General features: G+C 48.2%; 13 protein-coding genes. 6 read left to right on the plus strand and 7 right to left on the minus strand.

Annotation, left to right across the window (positions count from 1 at the left end):
* Window positions 1–51: 51 nt before the first annotated feature.
* The 3 genes from ACFS25_RS01435 to pbpC all read right to left on the minus strand — a co-directional run bounded on the left by ACFS25_RS01435 (window position 52) and on the right by pbpC (window position 8,571).
* The gene (locus ACFS25_RS01435) at window positions 52–5,679 is read right to left on the minus strand and encodes an alpha-2-macroglobulin family protein (RefSeq protein WP_381496621.1); all 5,628 of its coding nucleotides are present in this window, start codon (window positions 5,677–5,679) and stop codon (window positions 52–54) included.
* A gap of 90 nt (window positions 5,680–5,769) precedes the next feature.
* Complete coding sequence (locus ACFS25_RS01440; protein ID WP_381496622.1) at window positions 5,770–6,210, minus strand: nuclear transport factor 2 family protein; 441 nt, start codon at window positions 6,208–6,210, stop codon at window positions 5,770–5,772.
* A gap of 69 nt (window positions 6,211–6,279) precedes the next feature.
* The gene (pbpC, locus tag ACFS25_RS01445) at window positions 6,280–8,571 is read right to left on the minus strand and encodes a penicillin-binding protein 1C (protein ID WP_381497401.1); all 2,292 of its coding nucleotides are present in this window, start codon (window positions 8,569–8,571) and stop codon (window positions 6,280–6,282) included.
* A gap of 178 nt (window positions 8,572–8,749) precedes the next feature.
* Here pbpC and ACFS25_RS01450 point away from each other — a divergent pair, with 178 nt between their 5' ends.
* Entirely contained in the window at window positions 8,750–10,147 is a 1,398-nt protein-coding gene (locus ACFS25_RS01450; RefSeq protein WP_381496623.1) for an MBL fold metallo-hydrolase RNA specificity domain-containing protein, read from the plus strand.
* Window positions 10,148–10,219: 72 nt separating this feature from the next.
* Here ACFS25_RS01450 and ACFS25_RS01455 read toward each other — a convergent pair whose 3' ends face one another.
* On the minus strand, window positions 10,220–10,429 hold the full coding sequence (locus ACFS25_RS01455; protein ID WP_381496624.1) for a hypothetical protein: 210 nt from the start codon (window positions 10,427–10,429) through the stop codon (window positions 10,220–10,222).
* A 203-nt stretch (window positions 10,430–10,632) separates the two neighbouring features.
* On the opposite strand from ACFS25_RS01455, the gene ACFS25_RS01460 reads away from it, so the two are divergent.
* Together ACFS25_RS01460 and aroC are read left to right on the plus strand one after the other, a co-directional pair.
* Window positions 10,633–12,003, plus strand: a complete 1,371-nt coding sequence (locus ACFS25_RS01460; RefSeq protein WP_381496625.1) for a hypothetical protein — start codon at window positions 10,633–10,635, stop codon at window positions 12,001–12,003.
* Window positions 12,004–12,096: 93 nt separating this feature from the next.
* Entirely contained in the window at window positions 12,097–13,176 is a 1,080-nt protein-coding gene (aroC, locus tag ACFS25_RS01465) for a chorismate synthase (RefSeq protein ID WP_381497402.1), read from the plus strand.
* 17 nt (window positions 13,177–13,193) lie between these two features.
* Here aroC and ACFS25_RS01470 read toward each other — a convergent pair whose 3' ends face one another.
* The gene (locus ACFS25_RS01470) at window positions 13,194–13,397 is read right to left on the minus strand and encodes a hypothetical protein (protein WP_381496626.1); all 204 of its coding nucleotides are present in this window, start codon (window positions 13,395–13,397) and stop codon (window positions 13,194–13,196) included.
* A 39-nt stretch (window positions 13,398–13,436) separates the two neighbouring features.
* Between ACFS25_RS01470 and ACFS25_RS01475 the strand changes: the two genes are divergently transcribed.
* The gene (locus tag ACFS25_RS01475; protein WP_381496627.1) at window positions 13,437–14,450 is read left to right on the plus strand and encodes an FAD:protein FMN transferase; all 1,014 of its coding nucleotides are present in this window, start codon (window positions 13,437–13,439) and stop codon (window positions 14,448–14,450) included.
* A 65-nt stretch (window positions 14,451–14,515) separates the two neighbouring features.
* Here ACFS25_RS01475 and ACFS25_RS01480 read toward each other — a convergent pair whose 3' ends face one another.
* Window positions 14,516–15,874: a Gfo/Idh/MocA family oxidoreductase gene (locus tag ACFS25_RS01480; RefSeq protein WP_381496628.1), complete on the minus strand. Its 1,359-nt coding sequence runs from the start codon at window positions 15,872–15,874 to the stop codon at window positions 14,516–14,518.
* Between the two features lie 216 nt (window positions 15,875–16,090).
* Here ACFS25_RS01480 and ACFS25_RS01485 point away from each other — a divergent pair, with 216 nt between their 5' ends.
* Both ACFS25_RS01485 and ACFS25_RS01490 read left to right on the plus strand, forming a co-directional pair.
* On the plus strand, window positions 16,091–19,108 hold the full coding sequence (locus tag ACFS25_RS01485; protein WP_381496629.1) for a TonB-dependent receptor: 3,018 nt from the start codon (window positions 16,091–16,093) through the stop codon (window positions 19,106–19,108).
* A 210-nt stretch (window positions 19,109–19,318) separates the two neighbouring features.
* Entirely contained in the window at window positions 19,319–20,689 is a 1,371-nt protein-coding gene (locus tag ACFS25_RS01490; RefSeq protein ID WP_381496630.1) for an APC family permease, read from the plus strand.
* A 14-nt stretch (window positions 20,690–20,703) separates the two neighbouring features.
* Here ACFS25_RS01490 and ACFS25_RS01495 read toward each other — a convergent pair whose 3' ends face one another.
* Entirely contained in the window at window positions 20,704–23,286 is a 2,583-nt protein-coding gene (locus ACFS25_RS01495; protein ID WP_381496631.1) for a GEVED domain-containing protein, read from the minus strand.
* Window positions 23,287–23,360: the final 74 nt, after the last annotated feature.

The raw sequence follows: 23,360 nt of genomic DNA on the forward strand, positions 1-23,360 counted from the left end.
TATTGCAAATGTTGGGAATTCTAATCGACATTCTGCGCGCTTGATAAATCACTACCGAATGAATACCGTACCGGCACCATTGTAACTACGGTATTCTGCATTATACATCGCATCGGCTGAGACAGGTCCTAGAATAAAACGACCTTTCGACACGGCCCGCGCTAAATAATAAAAGGTTCGTTCGGTGCCCGTAGCTGTCGTATAAAAGTTAATCCGGTCATCGCGCAAATCGAAATGATCAGGTTGCGAAGGGTTCTTAAGCCAGGGCATATCACGCGCTTCAGTTAAACGTGGATTTTCAACTTCCAGTCCCGCCGGAAGCAAATCCGTTACAACCACATTTTCGACGTTCAGACCATTTGTACTTGTGAGCCTAATTCTCACAACAACTAGGTCATTCTGCCGAATGTCTTTTATCGCTCTTCCCTCACGGCTGAGGTATTCCCGCCGTACGTGTAGGCCATTGTCTTCGGCTGTGATTTTTCCACTTGCTGGGATACCTTCACTCTGTGCGAAATAATAGACGTTGCCGGAGCCTTTTGCGCTCAAACTGAGTGGAATATTTGTCGGAATACGTTTCAGATTTAACAGCGCGTCGCTCATTGTGCCAAGTGGTTTTCCGCCTGCCGTAAGTGTAGCTGTAGCTGTGCTATTTGCTATCTGTCGGGCCAATTTGCCAAGCGCCAGAAAGGAAAAAGCCGCTTCCTGTGTGTTGAGGTAAGCCGTCTGTTTCAAGGCACCAGCTAATTGCCGGGCCAACGTTGGAATCTGGATATTGTCTCGGTCGGTATCAACAAGCGCATCAAGAGCGAGGGCAAGATTACGAATGGGAGAGGCATAACTGCCGCCTGTTTGCCGACCGTTTATATGGTCGCGGCTCAATGTTTCGGTAAATCGTTTGGGTAGCAGAGATGCGTAACTGCGGGTATCACCGACTCGGAAGAACGTTGAGGCCAGTAGATAACGGCTGTCAGCCGTTAAAAAGCCATCTTTTTGTTGGAGAGACGCATTTCGGAGAGCCGCACCTTTATAATAATTCATCGCTGAACGATTGGGCTTGCCCGCTATGGCGAGCGCATAAAGCGAGTAAATACTTGTGCGGCTGGCTACTTTCTGAACAGTTCGCCCACCGGCATCATCAAACGTAACCACATTTTCAGTGGCGGGGGTGTTCGTAAGGGTTGTCAGAAAGTCAATTGCTGAACTCAGCACCGAAGAGCGAACGTCGTAACCTGCTGCCTGCGCTTCGGCCAGAAAATGCACCGCGTAGGCAGTCGCCCATTCATCGACATTTGATTTTCCCGGCACCGCAACCATACTCGGCCACATGGTAAAACCGCCATTTTGTGTTTGTAATCCCTCAACATTCTGCACCGCCTGTCGAATGTTGGTAGCTGGATTTAGATCACTATCGCCCGCCCGGACGAAATACGTATTAGTCGATAATTGTTTCGCTAAATCAGCGAAATATAATTGTGGAAAGGCTTTGGAAATTGTTTGCTCAATGCAGCCGTGTGGGTAGCCGAGTAAGTATGACAATTCGCGACCATACTGCGCCACCGGCGACCGGCTCAGGGTTACGCTTGCTCGTGCTGTGCCCGGAAGAAAACTGTTAGCTAACTGAAGCGTCTGACTTTTCCCACCGGCTACCGCACCTGATAATGTCGTTTTCTGTAGTGATGCCGCCGGACGAACGGTTACTTCTGTCTTCTCCGTAAATGTCTCATCCCGCATAAATTTGCCTGATCCGTTGACGGTTATCGTTATAGCACCGGCACCGATGGCCTGTTTCGCGGCTATTCGGAAAATGGCCCGGCTTTCCCGACCGGGCTGGATCGTGAGCGTCTGCGTAGTTAGGCTATCGGCTGTCAGTGGGCCGGTCAGGCTTAACTTGGCCGTCACTGTAGCCACTTGTTTGGTTGTATTACTTAGATTGACTGGCAGTTCGAGATTATCGCCGGGCGTCAGAAATCGCGGAACACCCGTGCTAATGACGATGGGGTCAGCCACCTTCATATTGGTATTCGCCGATCCAAATGCATTGTCTTTATAGGCGACGACCATCACACGTAAATCACCCGAAAACTGGGGGATATCGACCGAAAATTCCGCTTCTCCATCAGAACCAGTTTCCAAAATGCCACTCCAGAGGGCCACTAATCGCACACGACCGTTGCTGAGCGGATTAACCCGACGTTCTAAATCGTAGCCATCACCCCCAACGCTCGACTTCGATTGCAGAGAAAGTTCGGGGTAAAGCAAGGCGTAAAGATCGTGACTGTCAACTTCGAGGGCTCGTTTCTGGTAGAAAAAGCCGTATGGGTCGGGTGTTTTAAAGTTCTTGAGTTGCAAAATCCCCTCATCCACAACGGCCACCGTTACCTGGGCATTGCTAGCCGTTTTAATTCGAATAGTCTGCTTCGTTTTTGAGCGAGATTGCGTTGTGGCTGTGAGGGTTACGGGTAGTTTCGTGTCGGCATCCTGCACAGATACGGGTGCAAAACCATGCGCAACAGTGAGCGGAAGATTAGTGCCGCCAGCATCCCGGTTGTCAATGGCTCGGATAAGCGTAGCCGTAATGTAAACGTTGGGCAAGTGCTCAGCACCAACCGAAAAACTCCACTCAGCCGATTTGTTATTGGTTGTAAGCCAGTGCTGTTCGAGAACACGATTGCGCTCAACAGTTACGAGCAATTTTCCGTCGAAAGGAGCTTTGAAAAGCACTTTAGCCTTATCGCCGGTTTGGTAAACGGGCTTATCAAGCGTCATCAGGACCTGTCCTTCCTGACTCACATCAAACGACGACGCTGACGTGCTACCGTATCCATAGGCGTAAAAATTAGTGACCGTATAGCCTACCCCGCCAGATCGTCGAACCCGAATTTCGTACTCGCCCGAAACAGTTGGTACGTAGCGGAAGCTTGATTTTCCGTCCTTAAAAGTAAGTGTATTGGTATAAACCGACTTTTCATGTCGCTTCGTCGTGTACTTAATTTGCTGCTCTTTTTTCTCGATAACTGTTTGATAATCATAGCGAATAACGTCAACCACCGCCGAAGCCGGAGAACGTAGCTGGCCTGCCGGGTCGAGAGCAATTAGATCAGCGGCAATGGGTGAATTGGTCGCAACATATTGATCGGGCAATCGTACACCAAAAAAGGTATCCTGCGTTAGAATGTCTAACCGCCGTAGCCGGTTAACAGGGCGACCATTTTCGTCGAAGACTGTCATAAAAAGTTTGCCTTCCAACAAGCCGATATCCTGATAAAGAGCCGATATCGGGAATCGTTCGGTAGCCTGACCGTTGGCATTGGTTCGCCCCTGACGGAGTTCTTTAGGAAATACATCCGGTTTGGCCCCATCGCCTACCGGTGCGCCAGATCGTGACTGGCCGTTGGCTATAGTAAAATCATATTCACCAAAGCCTTTCGGGGCAAAGGCTTTTCGCTTAAGCTGAAGCTCTATTTCATACGCCCGGTCGGCGGCTGGTGGCCCAAATAGATTCGTGGCTGTTGCCGAAAGGGTGATCGTCTGGCCCGCTTTGTAACTCGTTCGATCAGTTAGCACATCCACTTTAATACGGTCAGGAACGAACTCTTCTATACTTATCGACTCCGACGTCAGCAAAACGTTGTTTGCGTTCAAGATCTCAACGGTATAGCTGCCCGTTACGGCTGCCGGGTCAAGCGGCACATCGGTTGCTACGGCTCCCTGTGCGTTTGTCGTTTTGCGGAAAGTCCGTACTTCGCGGCCATTGGGGGCTAAAACCCGAATCAAAAGTGGGATTTCGCCCACACTTTGCCAAGCTTGCGACCGAATAACTGTGTTAAAATGGATCGTTTCTCCGGGTCGATAGATATTCCGGTCACCATAAACGAAGGCATCAAAACCGGATTTGTTATCGCGCTTGCCTTCTACCTCAAAACGAGAGGTTTCGACCTGTGTATCGGGTAAAAATAGAAAGTTGAAGTCATCCTGCTCCGACCCGCTTGCCGTTGCAGTGCTGGTTGTGCGGGCAGTCAGTAGGGCGATTTTAAAGCCGGGTGCTTTTTCGCTCACTTTGTCGAATTTGACGAAGCCAGTGCCGTCAGTCTTGAGCGAGTAAACAGATTGATTATTGCTGCTAACAAGCGTTATCTCAACGCTTTGCAAAGGCTCGCCGGTACGGATGGAGTTAGCCCAAACCAATACCTCGTCGTTCGTGTGCCGAGCCAGCAGCCCAATATCTGACACCGAAACCAACTGACTAGCTTGCAAATAAGCTTCATCCTTTGAACTTACCGATACCAGATAAACTCCCCGGAGTGGATGCTCGCGGAAATTATTGTTTTGATCCGGTAATGCCAGATTTAGCGCTGATACACCCCGCACGTTGGGTAAGTCGGTTGTTTCAACAGTTTTATTCACGAGTATATCGCTCAGATCACCCGATTCGTCGTCACTGTAATTGAAAGAGCCCGATGGACCCCACTCGCCACTGGCATTTTCTTTGTATTCTTCGTAGCGATTCGAGCGCAGGTAATTCAGGATATTATTCTCATACACCTTCACAATTTTGACTTGTACTTTCGGCACATTGACAATGTTCAGGCCAATGTTTCTCGCGCCCTTCGACGATAAATACAGCGCCTTTTTATTGGCAAACTGAATGCTGGCGGGCATTTTTCCGAAAAATAAATCGCGCGTTACCGGCTCATCCAGTTTGGTTCCTAAAACCCCGCGAATCTGGTCGGTAAGCGTTAATACGTAGGTGTCGGTTTCGTTAAAATTACCCTGGATAATAAAGCCGTTTTCTGTTAATTCAGCTGTTGTTTCTACGTGGGGCTGGATGGTGTAGTATTGACTCAACTCCGGTCCGGCGTCCCGGTTTGGTTGAAGTTCCTGAGTTGTTATGACCCGCACAACGCCGTGGTTATCCTCGAAACTTGTCTGCACGTCAGCTATTTCGACCTTGTCGCGCGATGGTAACGTACTGGTTTCCTCAATAACTTCTTTGCTGACAAATCCCGTGTTTGGCACTTTTAGACCCTTGTCCAATTTTACTGTCAGTGGCTGCTCATTCTTTAACGCAGGCGCATTGGTGAGGGTCAGAACAACAGAGTTTTGGGCATCATTTGGTGCGCTTTGCACTGTGATCGGTTTGTCTTCAGCTGTAACGGTTAATTTCTCGACCACATCTGCTGAAGAAATCGGGTAATTAAAATTAAGGCGGGTTTTGGCCATGGGCTGCCCCGTTTCACGCGAGCGCGACCACCAGTTTTCAACGTTGGTAAGCTGTAGATAGGGCGTGTGAAAAACAATGTCGTCGCCAGAAATCTTCAGGTCTTTCTTATCGGAGCGTCTGAGTAAATCATCGGTTAATTCAGCGCGGTAATCGGTGGCCGGATCGAAGGCAAGAGCAGGTGAAAAAACCAATTCGTTAGGAGCCGTCCATTTGAACTTTCCGCGAACCGCTGGAATAAAATGTATATATTGAGTTGAGTCCCAATCACCAAATTGATTCTCGGGGCCAACATTTTTGTTGAACGTGAAGGTCAGATTCTGGGTCTGTTGCACTTCATCACCGAAGTTGCGCCCAACGACCGATACTTCGTTGAATGATAACCGCGAGCACTGGAAAAGAAAGAAAGGTAAGAGGAAAACCAAGAGAAGGGTACGAAGGAACGGGCGCGTTTTCATGAACGTAGTGGGGTAAAGTCGAAGGTAGACGAAAAAGCCCACCCGAAGTTATCGAGTGGGCTGAATTTCAGCACGTCACTTACTAAACGGTTACTGGTGCAAGGGGGTAAACTGCACATTGACAATTTTCCAGGTACCTCCCTGTTTGGCACTCACAAGGGAAAAAGCGACACTGTTGTCAAATGCCTGTCCCTGAATATTGCCTTTAGCTTTCCAAGTGCCAGTCATCACAGCCGCATCGCTATTGTATTGGCGAGTAACTATATCCGCAACGGTACCTGTTTCGACGAGAACAAACCCACCACTAACACCTTGTATCAGTACATCACCATCTACGGACTGTCCGTCGAAGCTGATAACGTCCAGATCACTTGAAATTAAACTACCCAATGTCTTGCTATCTTCATCAAGCAGAGCTTTGAAGAACGCGTTACCAAGCGCAGTAGGGTCTTGTGCGAGCGTATTGGCTTGCTGAGCGAACGTAGTGGTTGTAAGCAATAAGGCGATGATAAACGGTACTATATGTTTCATAGAAGACCAAGTGGCTTTGTAGACCGGAAAAGTGTAAATAATTTGAGGAAAAGCAAAATCAACAAAATGTTACTCGTTTTTTATAATTACTTGGATGTCACGACTGCGTCCTTTATCATCGGCACAGGAAATTTTCAGCGCACCCGGCCGAGGTTTGAAAAATACCGCTTCTGTTGGTTCGGCCCGCCGATACAGTTTGTCATTTAAGTACCAGAAAACTGCTTGCACATCATTGGCGGCTTGGCAACCTAATTCCATTTCAGTCGATTGTTTGGGGTTGATAAAATACTCGCTGCCATCGTTCAGGCTGGTTATGAATGGCCCAACCTGACCGGCACCCATGTTCCCGAAAACACGCTCACAAGCAGGGTTATGCGGTGGCACAATCTCAACTGGAATGTGGTGAGTTTGGTAAAACGCCATAATTTCCGGCGATACATTTGGATAGGATCGGCGAGTATAGCCGGTATAAGGGAGACATTGAGCGCAGTAGGATATTGTTCCGGTTGCATTGGTAAAAACGGCTTTCCGGTGCTGGCAACGCCGATAACGCGACACGCCCATAATGCAATAGTCGGTTACCGGATTACGGCAAAACTCCCCCGGAATGTCACCCGTTTCGGGGCAAATAAGCCTCATGGTTAGTTTAGAGGCATCTTTGGGCGCTTTAAACCAGCCCGTTGGTGAATTGTAATCAAGCACATTGAAAAGCTGAAATAATAGCGGTGTGGCCGTATTGGCTCCACTAAGTTCGGCTACACCCACCCCCGAAAAATTGCCAACCCACACGCCAATGGTGTACCGCTGATTATAACCGATACTCCAGGCATCACGCCGACCATAAGACGTTCCGGTTTTCCAGGCAATGCGTGGCAGGTGGTAACTGTTATCAAAATTATTGGGCAGGTCAGGACGGGTAATCTGGGTCAGCGTGTGCGTAACAAGATAAGCGGCTTCGGAGGAAATAAGCCTAGTATTAGTTTTCAGGGGAGGAGCTTGAGACGAGGTATACCGAAGTGGTTGCACATTTCCCCCATTCGCCAGGCCCGCATAGAGTCGTGTCATTTCTTCCAGCGTAACACCACAACCGCCCAGAATCATGGAAAGACCTAGCTGGCTCGCTTGTTTTTTTATCGCCGAAAATCCGGCTTTCCGGAGTGTTGAGACCAGTGCTGGTGTACCAATTTCTTTTAATAAAGCTACCGCTGGAATATTGAGCGAGTTAGCCAACGCAAACTCGGCGGTAACGGCCCCATTAAAGCGTCGGTCGTAGTTGTCGGGTTCGTATCCGCTAAAATTGGTAGGTACGTCAGCCAGTTTGGTTTTTGGCGTAATGATGCCCGCATCGAAGGCCAAGCCATAAAGTAGGGGTTTCAATGCGCTTCCCGGCGATCGAACAGCCCGAACCCCGTCTACCTGTCCACCATCGAATGCATTGTCGAAATCAGCCGAGCCTATGTAAGTAACCACTTCCCGCGATTTGTTATCCACAATCAGTACAGCCGAATTGTGGATATTGTAAGGCCGAATGCGATTTGCATACTGTAGCACTAATCGCTCGGCGGTTGCCTGCATAGCTGGATTTAATGACGAATGAACAATGGGAGTAGTTGGATTTTCTATACGTAATCGGCGTGCCAAATGCGGAGCCAGTTGCGGGGCTTCCCGACGATAGGCCATGAGTGGTTCATTCATCGCATCCATAATCGTAGTCTCGTCGAAGAGTTGGCTTGTGCGAAAGCGACCAAGCCAACGGTTGCGCTCTTGCACGACTAGCGCATTATGTGTGCCAAGGCGCAGACTCGATGGTCGGTTTGGAATAATTGTCAGGGTTGTCAGCTCGGCCAGGCTGAGCAACGCCGGTGATTTTCCAAAATAGAGTATTGATGCCGACTTAATTCCCTCAATGTTGCCGCCATAGGGAATTAGATTTAGGTAGAGTTGCAGAATTTGCTCTTTAGAGTAATGTATCTCGAGTTGCAATGCCCGGAACAGTTCGATTAGTTTGCTGACGTAAGTTCGTTCCCGTGGTTCGAGCAGCCTGATAGTTTGCATCGTAATGGTTGACGCTCCAGACGTTCGCCGACTTGTCAGCAGGTTTCGACCGGCTGCCCGAAGCATTGCCACCGGATTAAACCCAGGATGATACCAGAAATATTTGTCTTCTTTGAACAGAATAGCATCGCGGAGGGCGGGCGTAATCTCATTTAGTTCGGCATACATCCGCCACTTATCATCCCGGCTCAGAAACGCGTGTAAAATAGAGCCATCGCGGGCGGTGATGATAGTCGAATACGGAACGGCAGTACTTATGGGAAAGAAAAAATCTGACCCAAAAAAAATCAATAAAGCCGCAACCATCGTTTTCACCAGACGGTATCGCCAGAATCGTTTGGCAATGCCACGAACGTTCCCCAATATTGACCTGGATAGTATCATATTATTTCTGACTTCCTCCTATTCTTAGTGGTTAGAGGAAAGTGTACATGTGTAGAAAAGTTATTGAAATCCCTTAATCATCAAAATCATACGTCAGACAATGACCATTCAATTTTTTGGTGCCGCCCGAACCGTAACCGGTAGTAAACACCTGATCACTATCAGTAGTGGCAAACAAATTCTGCTCGACTGTGGGCTATTTCAGGGTATTAACACGGATGAACTCAACCAGCAATTTGGTTTTGACCCGGCCCGAGTTGATTACATGGTACTTTCTCATGCTCATATTGACCATACGGGTCTGATTCCCCGGCTCGTACGCCAAGGCTTCACCGGGCCAATTTACACCACATCAGCCACAATTGACCTCTGCGAAGTAATGCTTATGGACAGTGCCCGTATTCAGGAGAGCGACCTTAAGCGGGTTAATGAGCGACGTATCCGTCGGGGCGATCCCGAACTTGAGGCACTTTACGACGAAAAGGATGTGGAGCGGGCACTCGCCCAAATGCGCCCCGTTGACTACAGTAAGCCGTTTGTTATTTGTGATGAGGTAACGGGTTTGCTCACCGATGCGGGCCACTTGCTCGGCAGTGCGTCGGTCAGTCTGACTATTCGTGAGGACAATAGTGAAAAACACCTGTTTTTCAGTGGAGATATTGGACGGCCCAACGACAAAATTCTGCGCTCGCCCGATACGTTTCCACAAGCTGACTACATCATTTGCGAATCAACTTACGGTGACCGGCTTCACGAAGCGGAGCCCGATATGAAGTCTCATTTATTGCAAATAGTGCAGCAAACTTGTATTGAAGGACGTGGTAAACTTATCATTCCGGCCTTCGCCGTTGACCGTACTCAGGAATTAATTTACGCCCTAGACCAGTTGTCGAGTGAAGGTCGCTTACCTCGTTTGCCGGTTTACATTGACAGCCCAATGTCTGTAAAAGCGACGGACGTAATGCGCGACCATGAAGAGGACTTTAACCCTGACATTCTCGCTTACGTCAAAAAATATGGCGATGCTTTTCAATTCCCGAATCTGCATTACATTACTGATGTCGAACAGTCGAAGGCGATAAATAACAGCAAAGAGCCTTGTATCATTATTGCCCCATCGGGCATGGCCGAAGCTGGTCGTATCAAACATCATATTAAAAATAACATCTCTAAGCCCAACACAACTATTCTGTTGGTAGGGTACGCATCGCCCAATAGTTTGGGTGGTGCGCTAAAACGGGGTGACAAGGAGGTAACTATATTTGGGGAACGCTACCCGGTTGTCGCCCGCGTTGCCATTATGGACTCGTTTTCGGCGCACGGCGATTACCGCGAAATGCTGCACTTTCTAAGTTGTCAGAATCCGACCCGTGTAAAAACTGTATTTCTCGTACACGGCGACTATGACAAGCAGCTAATTTGGAAAGATCATTTAGAAGCGGCTGGATTTCAACATGTTGAGATACCAGACATGCGGGAAAAAGTAACATTGATATAAAAGTCCTGAACAAAAATATCCCCCGGCTTAGGTAGCCGGGGGATATTTTTCTAACGAAAACGGATTATGTCGTCAGGTAAACCGCACCCGTACCCGTGAGAAACAGTGATTTAACACAACACGATATACTTTGCCAAATTGGGCATAGCACCAGCGTTTAAGTTGCTTGATTTCTTTAGGAATAAGCATTTTAATAGCTTTAGCCAGTTCTTTTTCGAATAGGGATTTGTCAAAACTCACCTTCTGAAGGATAGTCTTGATATACTCAAGCATTGACAGCATAAGAGGACATTTTTTCGGTTAATAAGCTAAAGGATATTGAAAGAGGATGGATAGTTCGTTCTTAACTTTGGTGCCTTACTGCGTAACGGCTCATCTTATACTTTTGTTGTTCAAAAATAAGAATGTTTCTTGTAATATTCCAAAGATTCGTTGTACTATTTTCTTTTGTTGCTGTTGCAGGATTTGGACAGTCTACTGACAATGTGGCGTCTATTGAATTGGGACAAACGACTTTTCCGATTGAACGGACATTTACAATCTCACTTATTATTCCCAATGGTGAAACTCGTGCCACAGTCACTTTTCCTGATATTATCGGGTTTGTCAAAAAAGGTACGTCAACCAGCGTAACACCAGTTGAAGTAGGCGATAAAACAGTTACTAATCAAATTATTACGCAAAATTATCAGGCAAGAGCGCCGGGACGTTTCCGGTTGTTACCCTTTGCCGTCATTATTAATGGTGAGACGATACGTTCGGAAGGAGCCGTCCTTATTGTTCAGCCTTCTGCAACCGTGTCACCGCCGGGGAGCACCACCATCAATACGGTTGAAATAGTACCGGGTGGCGCTGCGTTCTTGTCACTTCGCGCATCAAAGTCATCCGTTTATGTGGGTGATGGAGTATCCTTGACGTTAGCCTTTTTCGTCGCTGATAATTATCCTTATGAACTAAACTTTCAGGCGCTTGACAAACAGTTGCAAAAAATTACAAAGAAAATTCGCCCCGCTAATTTATGGGAAGAAAACGTGCCTATTATTGATTTAAAGCCGATTCCGGTAGCAATTAATGGGAAGAAGTTTCGGGAGTATCGACTTTTTCAGTCCGTCTTTTTCCCCTTATCGAATCAAGCGTTACGATTGCCAGCCGTAGCCCTTCAACTAGGACGTCGACCCGTTATTGGGCCGCCATCGTCTCAGCCCGAAACAATTGTATTTACCAGTAAACCCCTTGTGGTAGCTGTCAGATCATGGCCCGTTCATCCATTGCGGGGGCGGGTGCCGATTGGTGTGTTTCAACTAGAGGAAGGATTAGAGCGGCAGCATATCATCGCAGGAAAAAGTGTTCGCTATACTTTCTCTATCTCAGGAAAAGGTAATATAGCGACTCTTCCGGCACCTGTCATTCTGAATGAACATACCGAAGTAGATGTCTTTCCGCCTGAAGAACACCACAGTATTAGTCATAACGGCAATGAAGTAACGGGTCGCAAGACGTTTACGTATTTTATTGTACCGCACCAAAATGAGGTAGTTTCGTTGGTAAATTACTTTCAATGGATTTACTTCAACCCGCAAACCGCCCGATATGACACTCTCCGGCCACATCTAAAACTTCAAGTTGGCGGCAAAGGGGCTGTTGCCGTGAATAATACAAATGTACTCAGCGATTCATCCGTTACAAACAGTGAGACTGTTCCGGGAGCACCGGTTAACAAGTCACTTTATGCGGGCCTCGAAGCGATGGATAGTACGCGTCAGCCTATCAGCATTTCAGTTTTAATTCGGTCTATTGCTAATGTGCTGATTGTGTTGATGTTATTAGGGATGGTTTTTGTGTTAATTAAGAAATAGAATTGAGATAAACGGTGTAGAACAAAAGATCATAGCTGGTAAGGCTACCCGTCTTTTGTCTATTAATCGGGGATGAAGCCCCAAATCGTCAGCATGAGCAGTACTTACGGAACACTATTTAAGATTTCTACATTCGGTGAATCGCACGGGCCAGCCATTGGCGTTGTGATTGATGGTTGCCCAGCCGGGCTGTTATTCGATACCGATTTTATTCAGCATGAATTGGACCGACGGAAACCGGGCCAGTCGCGCATTACAACCCAACGGCGCGAAGCGGATGAGTTTGAGGTGTTGTCCGGCGTATTTGAGGGCCGTACCCAGGGTACGCCCATTGCGCTAATCATCCGAAACACCGACCAGCGGAGTAAAGATTATGGTCATATTGCTGAGCAATTTCGGCCTTCCCATGCTGACTATACATATGAGACCAAATACGGTTCCCGCGATTATCGGGGGGGGGGGAGGTCGTCGGCCCGTGAAACGGCGGCCCGGGTTGCTGCCGGCGCAGTGGCTAAACTTTTACTCACCCAACAGGGTGTCCAGATTCAGGCTTACGTTTCACAGGTTGGTACGTTGAAACTCGAAAAGCCATACTCGGAACTAAATCTGGCCCTCGCCGAAGAAAATGCCGTACGCTGCCCCGATCCTGAAATTGCTGAACAGATGTTTCAGTACATTGACGAAACCCGGAAGCAGGGCGACTCCATCGGTGGAGTAGTCGATTGTGTCGTTACGGGTGTTCCGGTAGGGTGGGGCGAACCGGTTTTTGATAAACTCCACGCCGAATTGGGTAAAGCAATGCTCAGTATCAATGCGGTAAAAGGGTTTGAATACGGCAGTGGATTCGCCGGGGCGGAGCTGAAGGGCTCTCAACATAACGACGAATTTTATACTGACGAAACGGGCCGCGTCCGGACAAAAACCAATCAATCGGGGGGTATTCAGGGAGGTATCAGCAATGGCGAGGATATCTATTTTCGAACGGCCTTTAAGCCCGTTGCTACTATCATGCAGAATCAGGATAGCGTCGATGTAAATGGTCAGCCTGTAACGGTTTCAGGCAAAGGGCGGCACGACCCCTGTGTGGTTCCCCGCGCCGTGCCCATTGTCGAAGCTATGGCCGCGTTGGTGCTGGCCGATATGTATTTACGGAATAAAGTAGCGCAGGTATAAATAATCCTATAAGCGGGTCACTTTTTCCTGAAAACGGCCTGCATAATAGCAAAGCCCAGAAAGGCGAAGCCAATAGCCTGCGCTGAAATACCAACGGTTAGTAAGGTACCCGTGGCAGTCCATTGATGGTTTTTTCCGTAAGCACCCAGGAGTGTTGAGGCAAGACCGGTGATCCAAAATCCGGCGGCCAGCAGTATATATTTATTTTTGATAGTAACCATTAGTTGGTGGATTCTGGAAGTCTGCCCTGCTAAAACATCGTGAACGCCCCTTCTTCTTTTCGCTTTTTAGCCGGTTGGGTTATAATGGCTATCCTGCTACCGGGACTGGTCATTGCACAACCCGGGATGAACCGTTTTTCGTTCCGCCGGGGCCTGATGGGGACACAGTTCAATGTCATTTTCTACGCGCCCGATAGCCTGACTGCCCAGCGGGCAGATGCTGCTGTTTCGGCCCGCATGGACACACTGAACCATATCATGAGTGATTACATGGATGGCTCCGAAATAAATAAGCTATCAGAAACAGCCGGTTCAGGCAAATGGATACCCGTGTCGGCTGACCTGTTCAACGTCCTGCAAAAAGCTCAAACCATTGCTCGACTGTCGAACGGGCGTTTTGATCCAACCGTTGGTGCATTGACAATGTTGTGGCGCAGAGCCGTTCGGCGGAAAGGGTTTCCAACAGAAACAGAACGTCGAAGGGCTAGGCGAACCGTTGGCTATAAGCTGATGGACTTAGATAACGTAACCCGTTCAGTACGTTTACGCCGGGCTGGTATTCGGTTAGACGTTGGCGGTATTGGGCAAGGGTTTGCCGTTGACGAGGCTCTTCAAGTGTTACACCAGTTTGGGATACAGTCTGCTCTGATTGACATTGGAGGGGATATTCTGGCTGGTAATGCACCACCAAACAGTAATGGCTGGCGGGTAGGCATTGGTTCTGGGAAAGCGGGTGACGCCGACACAACGACGATTTTGCTTAAGAATGCGGCCATTACGACTTCCGGTGATACCTATCGTTTTCTAGAACACAAGGGCCACCGGTATTCGCACATTATGAATCCGCGTTCGGGTTTAGGACTGCGGCACTTTGTTCGGGCAACGGTGCTGGCCTCCGATGGCTACCACGCCGATGCACTGACGAAAGTATTTAGCGTGGCTGGACTTCGTAAAAGTCGTCGATTGCTCAAACGATTTCCTGATACGAAACTGCTTATTCTGGAAAATAAACGGGGCCAGCTGCACAAATGGCAGTCGGCCCCGTTTTTGTAAAGATGCCAAGTGTTGTCGAACCGGCGGTAATGCGCGATTCCCTGTCGGGATAGTCCGACAGGTCTTTACACCGTTACTGTTTTGCCCGGCACGGCAATCGCATACAATCCATTCGCATCGGGTAGGCTTTTGGGCATAGCGTCCCAGGCCAACGTTGTAGGGAAAAGGTCGATTTGCGAATTTAGGGCTTCGTCCCACTTAACGACTTTGCCGGAATAAGTAGCCATACGGCCCATAATGGCTGTCATTGTGCTTTTTGCTACTCGTTCGGCATCGGCAAATTTATACTGACCTTTAGCAATAGCGTCGAACAGTTCGTCGTGCTCAATTTGGTATGGATTGCCATCGGCTTTAGCGTTATGGGTGTAAATAGGCTGACCGTTATAGCCCATTAATGCGCTGCTTTTTTTCTCCATACCTTCAATTTTACCCTTTGTGCCGAGGAACATTTCGTCCACCCGGCTATAGGTGCCTTCATAATGGCGACACTGGCTGTTAATGGTCGTGCCGTCGGCATAGACATAATCTACGATGTGGTGGTCGAAAATTTCGCCGTAATCTTTGCCCGTCCGAACTTGCCGCCCGCCCGTTCCCTGACAAGATACGGGGTAACTGTCTTTTACCCAGTTTGCAACGTCGATATTATGAACGTGCTGCTCATTGATATGGTCGCCACAGAGCCAGTTGAAGTAATACCAGTTGCGCATCTGATAGTCCATTTCTGTCTGGTTGGGTTTACGGGGTTTCTGCCAGACACCACCGCTAACCCAGTACACCTGACCTCCAACAATATCGCCCAAAGCCCCATCGTGGATGCGCTTAATCATCTCACGGTAGCTGGGCTGATAGCGCCGTTGCAAGCCGACAACTACATTCAGTTTTTTCTTCTTGGCTTCTTCGGCAGCGGCTAGTACCCGCCGAATGCCCGGCGCATCGGTAGCCACAGGTTTTTCCATGAAAATCTGCTTGCTCTGCCGAACAGCTTCCTCAAAATGACTTGGTCTGAAACCCGGTGGCGTGGCTAAAATGACTACATCAGCTAAGGCTATTGCCTGCTTATAGGCATCGAAACCCACAAACTTATGATCTTCGGGTACATCTACTTTAGGCGAACCGTCAGCCGCTTTCAGACCACGTTCGGTCAGGGCTTTATACGAGTCGTCAAGACGGTCGCGGTAAGCGTCAGCCATCGCCACAATTTTAACATTTTGCTTCGTATTCAGAGCTTGTTGAGCCGCACCCGTGCCGCGCCCTCCACAACCGATGAGCGCTACTTTAATTGTATCATTTACCGAAAAATGATAGCCCGGACTACCCGTTGCGGCATTCGTTTGAAATGGCAAGCCGCCAAGCAGGGCACTGCCCGTTAATAAGCCGGACGTTTTGAGGAAGTCCCTCCGGTCCTGATTCGGTTCGTTTGTCATGCAGGTAGATAATTTCAGTTGAGAAAGTTGTCTGATTATAAAGAGAGTACACTCTTAAATTTACTATTGGCTTAGCCGGCGCTTACCTGTTTGCGTGTGATTAGCAGGGTGTAATTTATCAATTGCAAGAAAATTTTGCACGAAAAGCGGACTTATCCGTAAGTTTAGCCATAAAGTAACGAAGAGCATTCTCCATTCACTTTTCACTCTTTACTTATGAAAAAACTGACTACTTACTCACTGCTGTTTTTCGGACTATGTTTCGTGCTATGTATCGAAGCAAGAGCCCAGACAAGGATTGCCGGGAATGTGACCGACGAGGTTAAAAAAGAAGAATTAGTAGGTATTAGCATCGCTGTGAAAGGTAAGGTTGTTGGCACTATTACCGATCAGAAGGGTAATTTTTCACTTACAACAACTACACCTACGCCGTTTACTATTGCCATTTCGGCAGTCGGTTTTCAGGCGCAGGAATTCGTTATTAATGGTGACCGAACCGACCTGAACGTGAGCCTGAAGGAGCGCGTGACAATTGGACAGGAAGTTGTCGTGTCGGCTTCGCGGGTGGAAGAGAGTGTACTGAAATCACCCGTATCGGTTGAGCGGTTAGATATTCGCTCATTTCAGTCTACGCCAGCCGCCACCTTCTACGACGCCTTACAGAATATTAAGGGCGTGGATATGAGTACGCAGAGCTTAACATTTAAGTCAGTCAACGTGCGTGGTTTCGGATCCAACGGGAATACGCGCCTTGTGCAACTGCTCGATGGTATGGACAATCAGGCTCCGGGTCTTAACTTCTCGGTGGGCAATATCGCGGGTGTATCGGAACTTGATTTAGAGAGTGTGGAGCTGTTACCGGGCGCAGCATCAGCCTTATATGGCCCGAACGCCATTAATGGATTAATGCTGATGACCTCGAAAAGCCCATTTCTGTATCAGGGCTTAAGTGCTTACGTGAAAGGGGGCGTAATGAATGCCAGTAATCGCACAACGGCTACTACACCGTTCTATGATGCCGCCTTTCGGTATGCTAAAGCGTTTAATAATAGGCTGGCATTTAAAGTGGGTGTTTCGTACCTGACGGCTAAAGATTGGCAGGCGACCGATTATCGGGATCAGAGTTATTCGAATGGCTCTACTCTCGAAACCGGCACTCGTGCGAACAATGCGGGTTACGATGGCGTCAATATTTACGGTGATGCCAGTGCCAATCTATACTCAAATCTTTATGGTAATGGTCATCCTGGAACGGGCGCTAATGGCACATCGCAGGCGCTGGGACTGATTGCTACCACTCAAATTGCACAGGCGGGCAACAGAACCCTACCACAGCTTACGGGTCTGACCCCACAGCAAATTTTTAATAATATTATTCCAAATCTGAACATTTCGCGGACGGGCTATCAGGAAAGGGATCTGGTTAACTATAACGCCACGAATTTGAAACTAAATGGTGCTTTGCATTACCGTCTGAACGATAACGTAGAAGCTATTGTGCAAGCCAACTGGGGTACTGGAACAACCGTATACACGGGTGCCGATCGCTATTACATTAAGGGTTTCAAACTGGGCCAGTATAAACTCGAGTTACGTGGTTCTAACTTCTTTGTGCGGGCCTACACCACGCAGGAGCGTTCAGGTAATACCTATGCTGCCGCAACCCTGGGTCAGGGTATCAATGAAGCCTGGAGTGGTAGTGCGTCCACCTGGTTTCCAACTTATTTTGGTACCTATGCACAAACGGCACTTACGGGATATGCGGGTGCTTATCTAACTGCCCTTGGGGCTGGTCAGGCTCAGGCGACTGCGTTGACGGCTGCCCAAGCCTATGCAGCCAGTCAGCAAACAAGTTGGTTGAATCAGGCGAGGAGTTTAGCTGATCAGGGAAGATTAATGCCCGGTACACCTGGTTTTCAACAGGCGTTTGATGCTGTAGCAGCAAAGCCGATACCGGGAAACGCAATGGGTGTTGGTGCTCTGTTTCTGGATAAAACGAACCTCTATCATGCCGAAGCAATGTACAACTTCAGTAAGGTCATTGACCCCAAACTGGTTGAGTTGATTGTGGGGGGGAATGTTCGTCGGTATGCCCTGAATTCAGAAGGCACCTTATTCGCTCGTGATGAGAACGGAAAAGAATTTACCATCGATGAATATGGGGCATACGCGCAGGCATCGAAAACGCTGGTTGATGTATTAAAACTAACGGGCTCACTCCGCTACGATAAAAATCAGAACTTCAAGGCGCAGGTAAGTCCTCGTTTTTCGGCGGTACTGACGTTAGCCAAAGTGCATAATTTCCGAGCGTCGTTTCAGCGAGGTTTCCGGATTCCAACCACACAAGACCAGTACATCGATCTCAACACGCCATCTTATCACCTGATTGGTGGTTTACCTTTTCTGAAGCAGCGGTACAACTTTGCCAACAGTCCGGTATATACACTCCAATCGGTTCAGGCTTTTGGTGCCGTATTGCAGCAAAGTGGTTCGGCGGCACTGCCTCAAGCGATAGCGTTGTTGAAACCATCAGGCAACTCCGGGTATGATCCTGAGCGTGTAGAAACTTACGAAATAGGGTACAAAGGATTATTAGGTAATAAATTGTTTATTGATGCCTATTATTATTACAATCGGTTTTTGAATTTTTTAGGAAATGAAGTTGTGGTTCAGGGTAACAATCCGGTATCGCTGGCGAATCCTGTTTCGACGCTGCAACTCATTAGTTCATCGACCCGCGCCGTATACGCCTATCCTGTGAACTCGCCAACACAATTGAAAAATGCTGGTTGGGCGATTGGAGCAGACTACGTGTTGCCGGGTAATTACATGGTTGGTGCAAATGTGTCATCGAACTACCTGATCGATAAAGACCAGATTCCAACGGGCTTTATAACGCTGTTTAACACGCCTAAGTATCGTTATAATTTATCATTCGGCAACCGGAGTATTAGAGGCACTGGCCTGGGATTCAATGTGGTATGGCGCTATCAGGACTCATTCTTATGGGAAGGAACCTTTGGGAATTCTGACGCTACAGCCCGTCAGAAGACCATTGTTCCCGCTTATGGAACCCTTGATGCGCAGGTTAGTAAGAAACTTTCGGGTATAAAATCTATTTTGAAAATTGGTGGTACAAACCTGACTGGTAAACTCTACACGCAAGCCTGGGGAAATCCAAGTGTTGGGTCGATGTACTACGTTAGCCTGACATTCGACCAATTGATGAACTAAGTTGATCAATTGTTTTCCTTATGCCCTGCTTTTATCACAAAAAAGCAGGGCATTTTTTGTCCACGGAGGCTAATCGTTAACCGAACTTTTAGGCTGTTTCTGTCCTTTGTCAGATAAGTCCGCCCTGCGTGAAGTCAGTACCATGCTTACCTGGCATGGCGCTGAAATCGGGATACGACTACCGTAATAAGCTTGTTATCCAGTACGCTATTGAGTAACGCTACCTCTTCAGAACAACTTCCCGATTCATCGGCTGCTTTACCCCGTCGGTTAACGCTCCTGCAAGGCACGGCGTTAAATATGATCGATATGGTCGGTATTGGCCCATTTGTGGTGTTACCATTAGTCATCAAAACCCTTGGGGGCTCTCTTTTCCTGTGGGCCTGGGTATTGGGTGCGTTCGTATCGCTGATTGATGCATTTGTCTGGGCCGAGTTAGGAGCGGCCTTTCCGCAGGCAGGCGGAAGCTACAATTTTTTGAAAATCTCCTATGGTGAACGGCGTTGGGGCCGCCTATTATCGTTTTTATACGTCTGGCAAACGCTTATTCAGGCTCCACTGGTTATTGCTTCCGGTGCTATCGGGTTTGCGCAGTATGCCTCTTACCTGATGCCTTTGGACGAGTGGCAACGAAAAGCCGTTTCGGGGGCAGTGGTTCTGGTTATTATTGCCTTGTTATACCGGAAGATTGATTCGATTGGTAAAATCGGGTTGATCATGTGGGGAGCCGTTTTATTGACACTCGGCTGGATAATCATCGGCGGATTAACAAATGCCCGAATTCCGTTGGCGGATACATTTCAATCAATTGGTTCCGTAAGTGGGGGATTGCTGGCGGCTGGTCTGGGGCAAGCCTCTGTCAAAACAATTTATTGCTACCTGGGCTACTACAATGTTTGCCATTTGGGCGGTGAAATTCAGCGGCCTACGCGCAATATTCCAATTAGTATTTTTGTCTCTATTATCGGTATCGCCGGGTTGTATTTGCTTATGAACCTGAGTGTTATAAGTGTGGTGCCCTGGCAGATTGCTCAAAACAGCAACTTCATTGTCAGCACATTTGTCGAAACACTTTATGGACCTGGTGCCGCCCAACTGGCAACGATTTTAGTGTTGCTGGTTGCTTTTTCGTCTTTGTTTGCTGTCTTGCTTGGTTATTCACGTGTGCCCTATGCCGCTGCTGTTGACGGGCAATTCTTCAAGATATTTGCCAAACTGCACCCAACTCGCCAATTCCCATATGTCTCATTGCTTTTTCTGGGCGGATTGGGTTTCGTGTTCAGCTTGCTGTTCCGACTCGGCGATGTCATAATGGCCATTCTTGCTATGCGCATTGTGGTGCAGTTTGTTGGACAAGCCATTGGGTTGATGTTATTACATCGCCGACGGGCTGCTTCCGAATTTCCCTTCCGAATGCCGCTTTACCCATTGCCTGTGTTGCTGGCAATCGTTATATGGTTATTCATATTTTTCTCAACGGGAGTAACATTCATGCTTTCAGGCGTAACAGTCATTGGTTTGGGTACGGTAGCTTACCTGATATCGGCTGGTGTTAGAAAACAATGGCCATTTGAGCAATAGCTCTTCTGATTTAATTAGGGCGAAATCACCCGAAAGTCTGCCCAGGCAACATCATCTTCGCCGTTGATGTTATTCGCTGCTGGTGTTGTAGAGCCTGGTTTTGAATCGGGGTCAGGGTTGTCCACCGACCAGATTTGAGCCGCATTTTTCATGTAGCCGGGTGTGGTGGTCATCGCCGTAAAAATCAACTGTGCTGATGCTTTACCAGCTAGTGATGCCACTTTTCCTTCAATAATTGTATAGCCATTACCTGTATTCACCACGCTCATACCTGTGGGTACTGTTGTTAAGGTTAGCCCCCGCAATGTATCTCGCACGATGATGTTTGTGGCAGTCAGACCACCCGCATTACTAATTGTAATTGTACAGGTTATAGGTTGCCCCAATACGGGTGTGCGCTGACTGATAGCCATTACCAATGATAAATCAGCTTTAGCTGGATCGGGCACTGGCTGATTCGATGAAACAGGTGGCAGGGGCGTCTGGTTTGGGTTTGGTGAGATATAAACGGTGCTACTACTAAGCACAGTGCGTACATCTACCGATGCTTCATCGTCCTGCCCATCGCCCGTGCCCGAACCGGGCTGGCTATCTGTGTCAGGCTGGTTGCTGGCCAGAATTTGAGCCGCATTAATAAATGTACCCGCCTGGGTTGGTTGTAATTGGTAAACGAACGTGATCGATGTGCCGTTGACAAGCGATAAATTACTGCCGCTAACCGCAGTGCCGGAATTTATTATATTCGCATCGCCACTGACAAAATTTAAATTAGGCGGTAATCGATTTTGCCAGCTAATACCGGTAGCATTGGCTGGCCCATTATTGCGCATCGTCAGGGAGTAACTGATTGGCTGGTTAACAGTTGGTGTTCGGTTGCTGATTTGCAGCGATAGGCTGAGGTCGGCAGTAGATGGCGTTGGATTGACTACCGTCAAGACGTAATCCTCTGTTTCTCCGTACGAATAAGTGCCACAGGGATTGCTCGGGATTACCTCATACGCAACAACTACCCGAATAGTTAATTGGCCGGATGATAAACTAAGAGGTAAAGTGAGCGTTCCCGAAAACTGAGTAGTTACTGTGTTGGGGGTTTGAAACAAATTTTCCCCCTGACTGGTATCAAATATGCCGTCACGGTTCAAATCGGCCCAGATCGTTACTCCTTCCGCATACGATTGACTAAGCAGCGTTCCCGCTAATGAGTAGGATTGGCCTGCTGCAACGGTTGCCGAAGTTACATTAAACACGCCATAGCCGTTCGTTGAACAGCCTGAATTTTGACTTAATACCGCGCCGTTTATAGCCAGACCCGATAAACCGTCACCGTATATACAGGCGGAGGTAGACGTATAAGTGGGGTGGCAAGCTGGCGTTCGAACGGTAGCTGTCTGACTTATGCCCGTTGTGGTTGAATTCGACGGCCTAACCCGGTAGTAATAAACTGTGTAAGCGGCTATTTTACTATCAGTGAATGTTGTTGTGTTCGGTCCGACACCACCAACGGCCAAAAAATTTGACGTAGGCGAAGTAGAGCGTTCAATAAAATACCCTATTTCGTTCGTGGCATTATCTTGCCAGGTCACCAACACATTACTGGCCTGTATCGTGGCTGTTACATTCGTTGGAGTCGCTACATTCGTTGGCGGGCAATCCAAGGAGTAAGCGGTGTGCGTTTGACGAAGCGCAAGGCCAGCCTGCATACGATCGTACTGTCCTGAAGTAAAGTTATGCGTACACGGGAAATAGTATGACATGATGTTTTCGACCGATGGCGTGTAAGCCTGGCCATTGGCATCGCGGGCCGAACTGTTAGGGTCGTAATATACACAACCGCCTACCGTAGTTAGACTGGCTCCCGGTTTATTGTACGGGTCAGCAGGTGTGTCGCAGACGTAATCGCCCTCAATGGTGCAGTTAGCCCCCGCGCCCCGCGTAACCAATTCGAGGGTTGTGCCCGAGCCTAATGTGCCGTCTCCTACTCGTTCTCCAAATGTGTGAACAAGGTTGAAAATGTGTCCCAGTTCATGCGGCACCAGACGGTTTCCCATATCTTCCTCATTATCGACAAGGTTAAGGATAAAAGAGCGGGTTGACGCCACATTATTAGACGGATAGTACGAATAACCACCCGCGCCCGATGCGAACAAATGAACATAATATTGATTCAGTGCATTGGTCACATCATGACCCTGTGTGATCGCTGTTTCATTGCTGAAACTATCGTACTGGGCGTCGTTATCGACATAATCGGGTGAGGTACCACAGAAATAAAACTGGATGCCGTACCCATTTAGCAGATAATAATTATTGGTAGTCGCTATGACTTGATTAATACTCGACAGCGACATACCACCAGTGCCATCGCTTCGGCGAAGGATGTGAGGCCGGATAGGCACATAGGTGATATTTACAAAGGCGGCATTGTTAGTCCGTTTTTGGGCCAGTGCCAGTGCCGCCTTCTGATTCAACTCCTGGCGTTGAGCCGCTGTTAGATCGAGGGTCTCACAAACAGGTAACTTCGGAAGGCTTGGGTGCTGGGCCACAACGACAAATGATGACAACAGCCATAAAATCAGTAACCGTAAAAAGTTTCCCATACAAATCATTGATTAACAACACATACGCAAGAATTATGCCTACACGTTGTCTGACCGATTGTACAAGAGATGCC

This window comes from Spirosoma flavum (genome assembly GCF_042686045.1).
Lineage (GTDB): Bacteria > Bacteroidota > Bacteroidia > Cytophagales > Spirosomataceae > Spirosoma > Spirosoma flavum.

What these genes read in the sequence shown, in the direction of transcription:
- ACFS25_RS01435 (WP_381496621.1), bottom strand. Translation starts at nt 5,679, where the DNA reads ATGAAAACGCGCCCGTTCCTTCGTACCCTTCTCTTGGTTTTCCTCTTA.
- ACFS25_RS01440 (WP_381496622.1), bottom strand. Translation starts at nt 6,210, where the DNA reads ATGAAACATATAGTACCGTTTATCATCGCCTTATTGCTTACAACCACT.
- pbpC (WP_381497401.1), bottom strand. Translation starts at nt 8,571, where the DNA reads ATGGTTGCGGCTTTATTGATTTTTTTTGGGTCAGATTTTTTCTTTCCC.
- ACFS25_RS01450 (WP_381496623.1), top strand. Translation starts at nt 8,750, where the DNA reads ATGACCATTCAATTTTTTGGTGCCGCCCGAACCGTAACCGGTAGTAAA.
- ACFS25_RS01455 (WP_381496624.1), bottom strand. Translation starts at nt 10,429, where the DNA reads ATGCTGTCAATGCTTGAGTATATCAAGACTATCCTTCAGAAGGTGAGT.
- aroC (WP_381497402.1), top strand. Translation starts at nt 12,097, where the DNA reads ATGAGCAGTACTTACGGAACACTATTTAAGATTTCTACATTCGGTGAA.
- ACFS25_RS01470 (WP_381496626.1), bottom strand. Translation starts at nt 13,397, where the DNA reads ATGGTTACTATCAAAAATAAATATATACTGCTGGCCGCCGGATTTTGG.
- ACFS25_RS01480 (WP_381496628.1), bottom strand. Translation starts at nt 15,874, where the DNA reads ATGACAAACGAACCGAATCAGGACCGGAGGGACTTCCTCAAAACGTCC.
- ACFS25_RS01485 (WP_381496629.1), top strand. Translation starts at nt 16,091, where the DNA reads ATGAAAAAACTGACTACTTACTCACTGCTGTTTTTCGGACTATGTTTC.
- ACFS25_RS01495 (WP_381496631.1), bottom strand. Translation starts at nt 23,286, where the DNA reads ATGGGAAACTTTTTACGGTTACTGATTTTATGGCTGTTGTCATCATTT.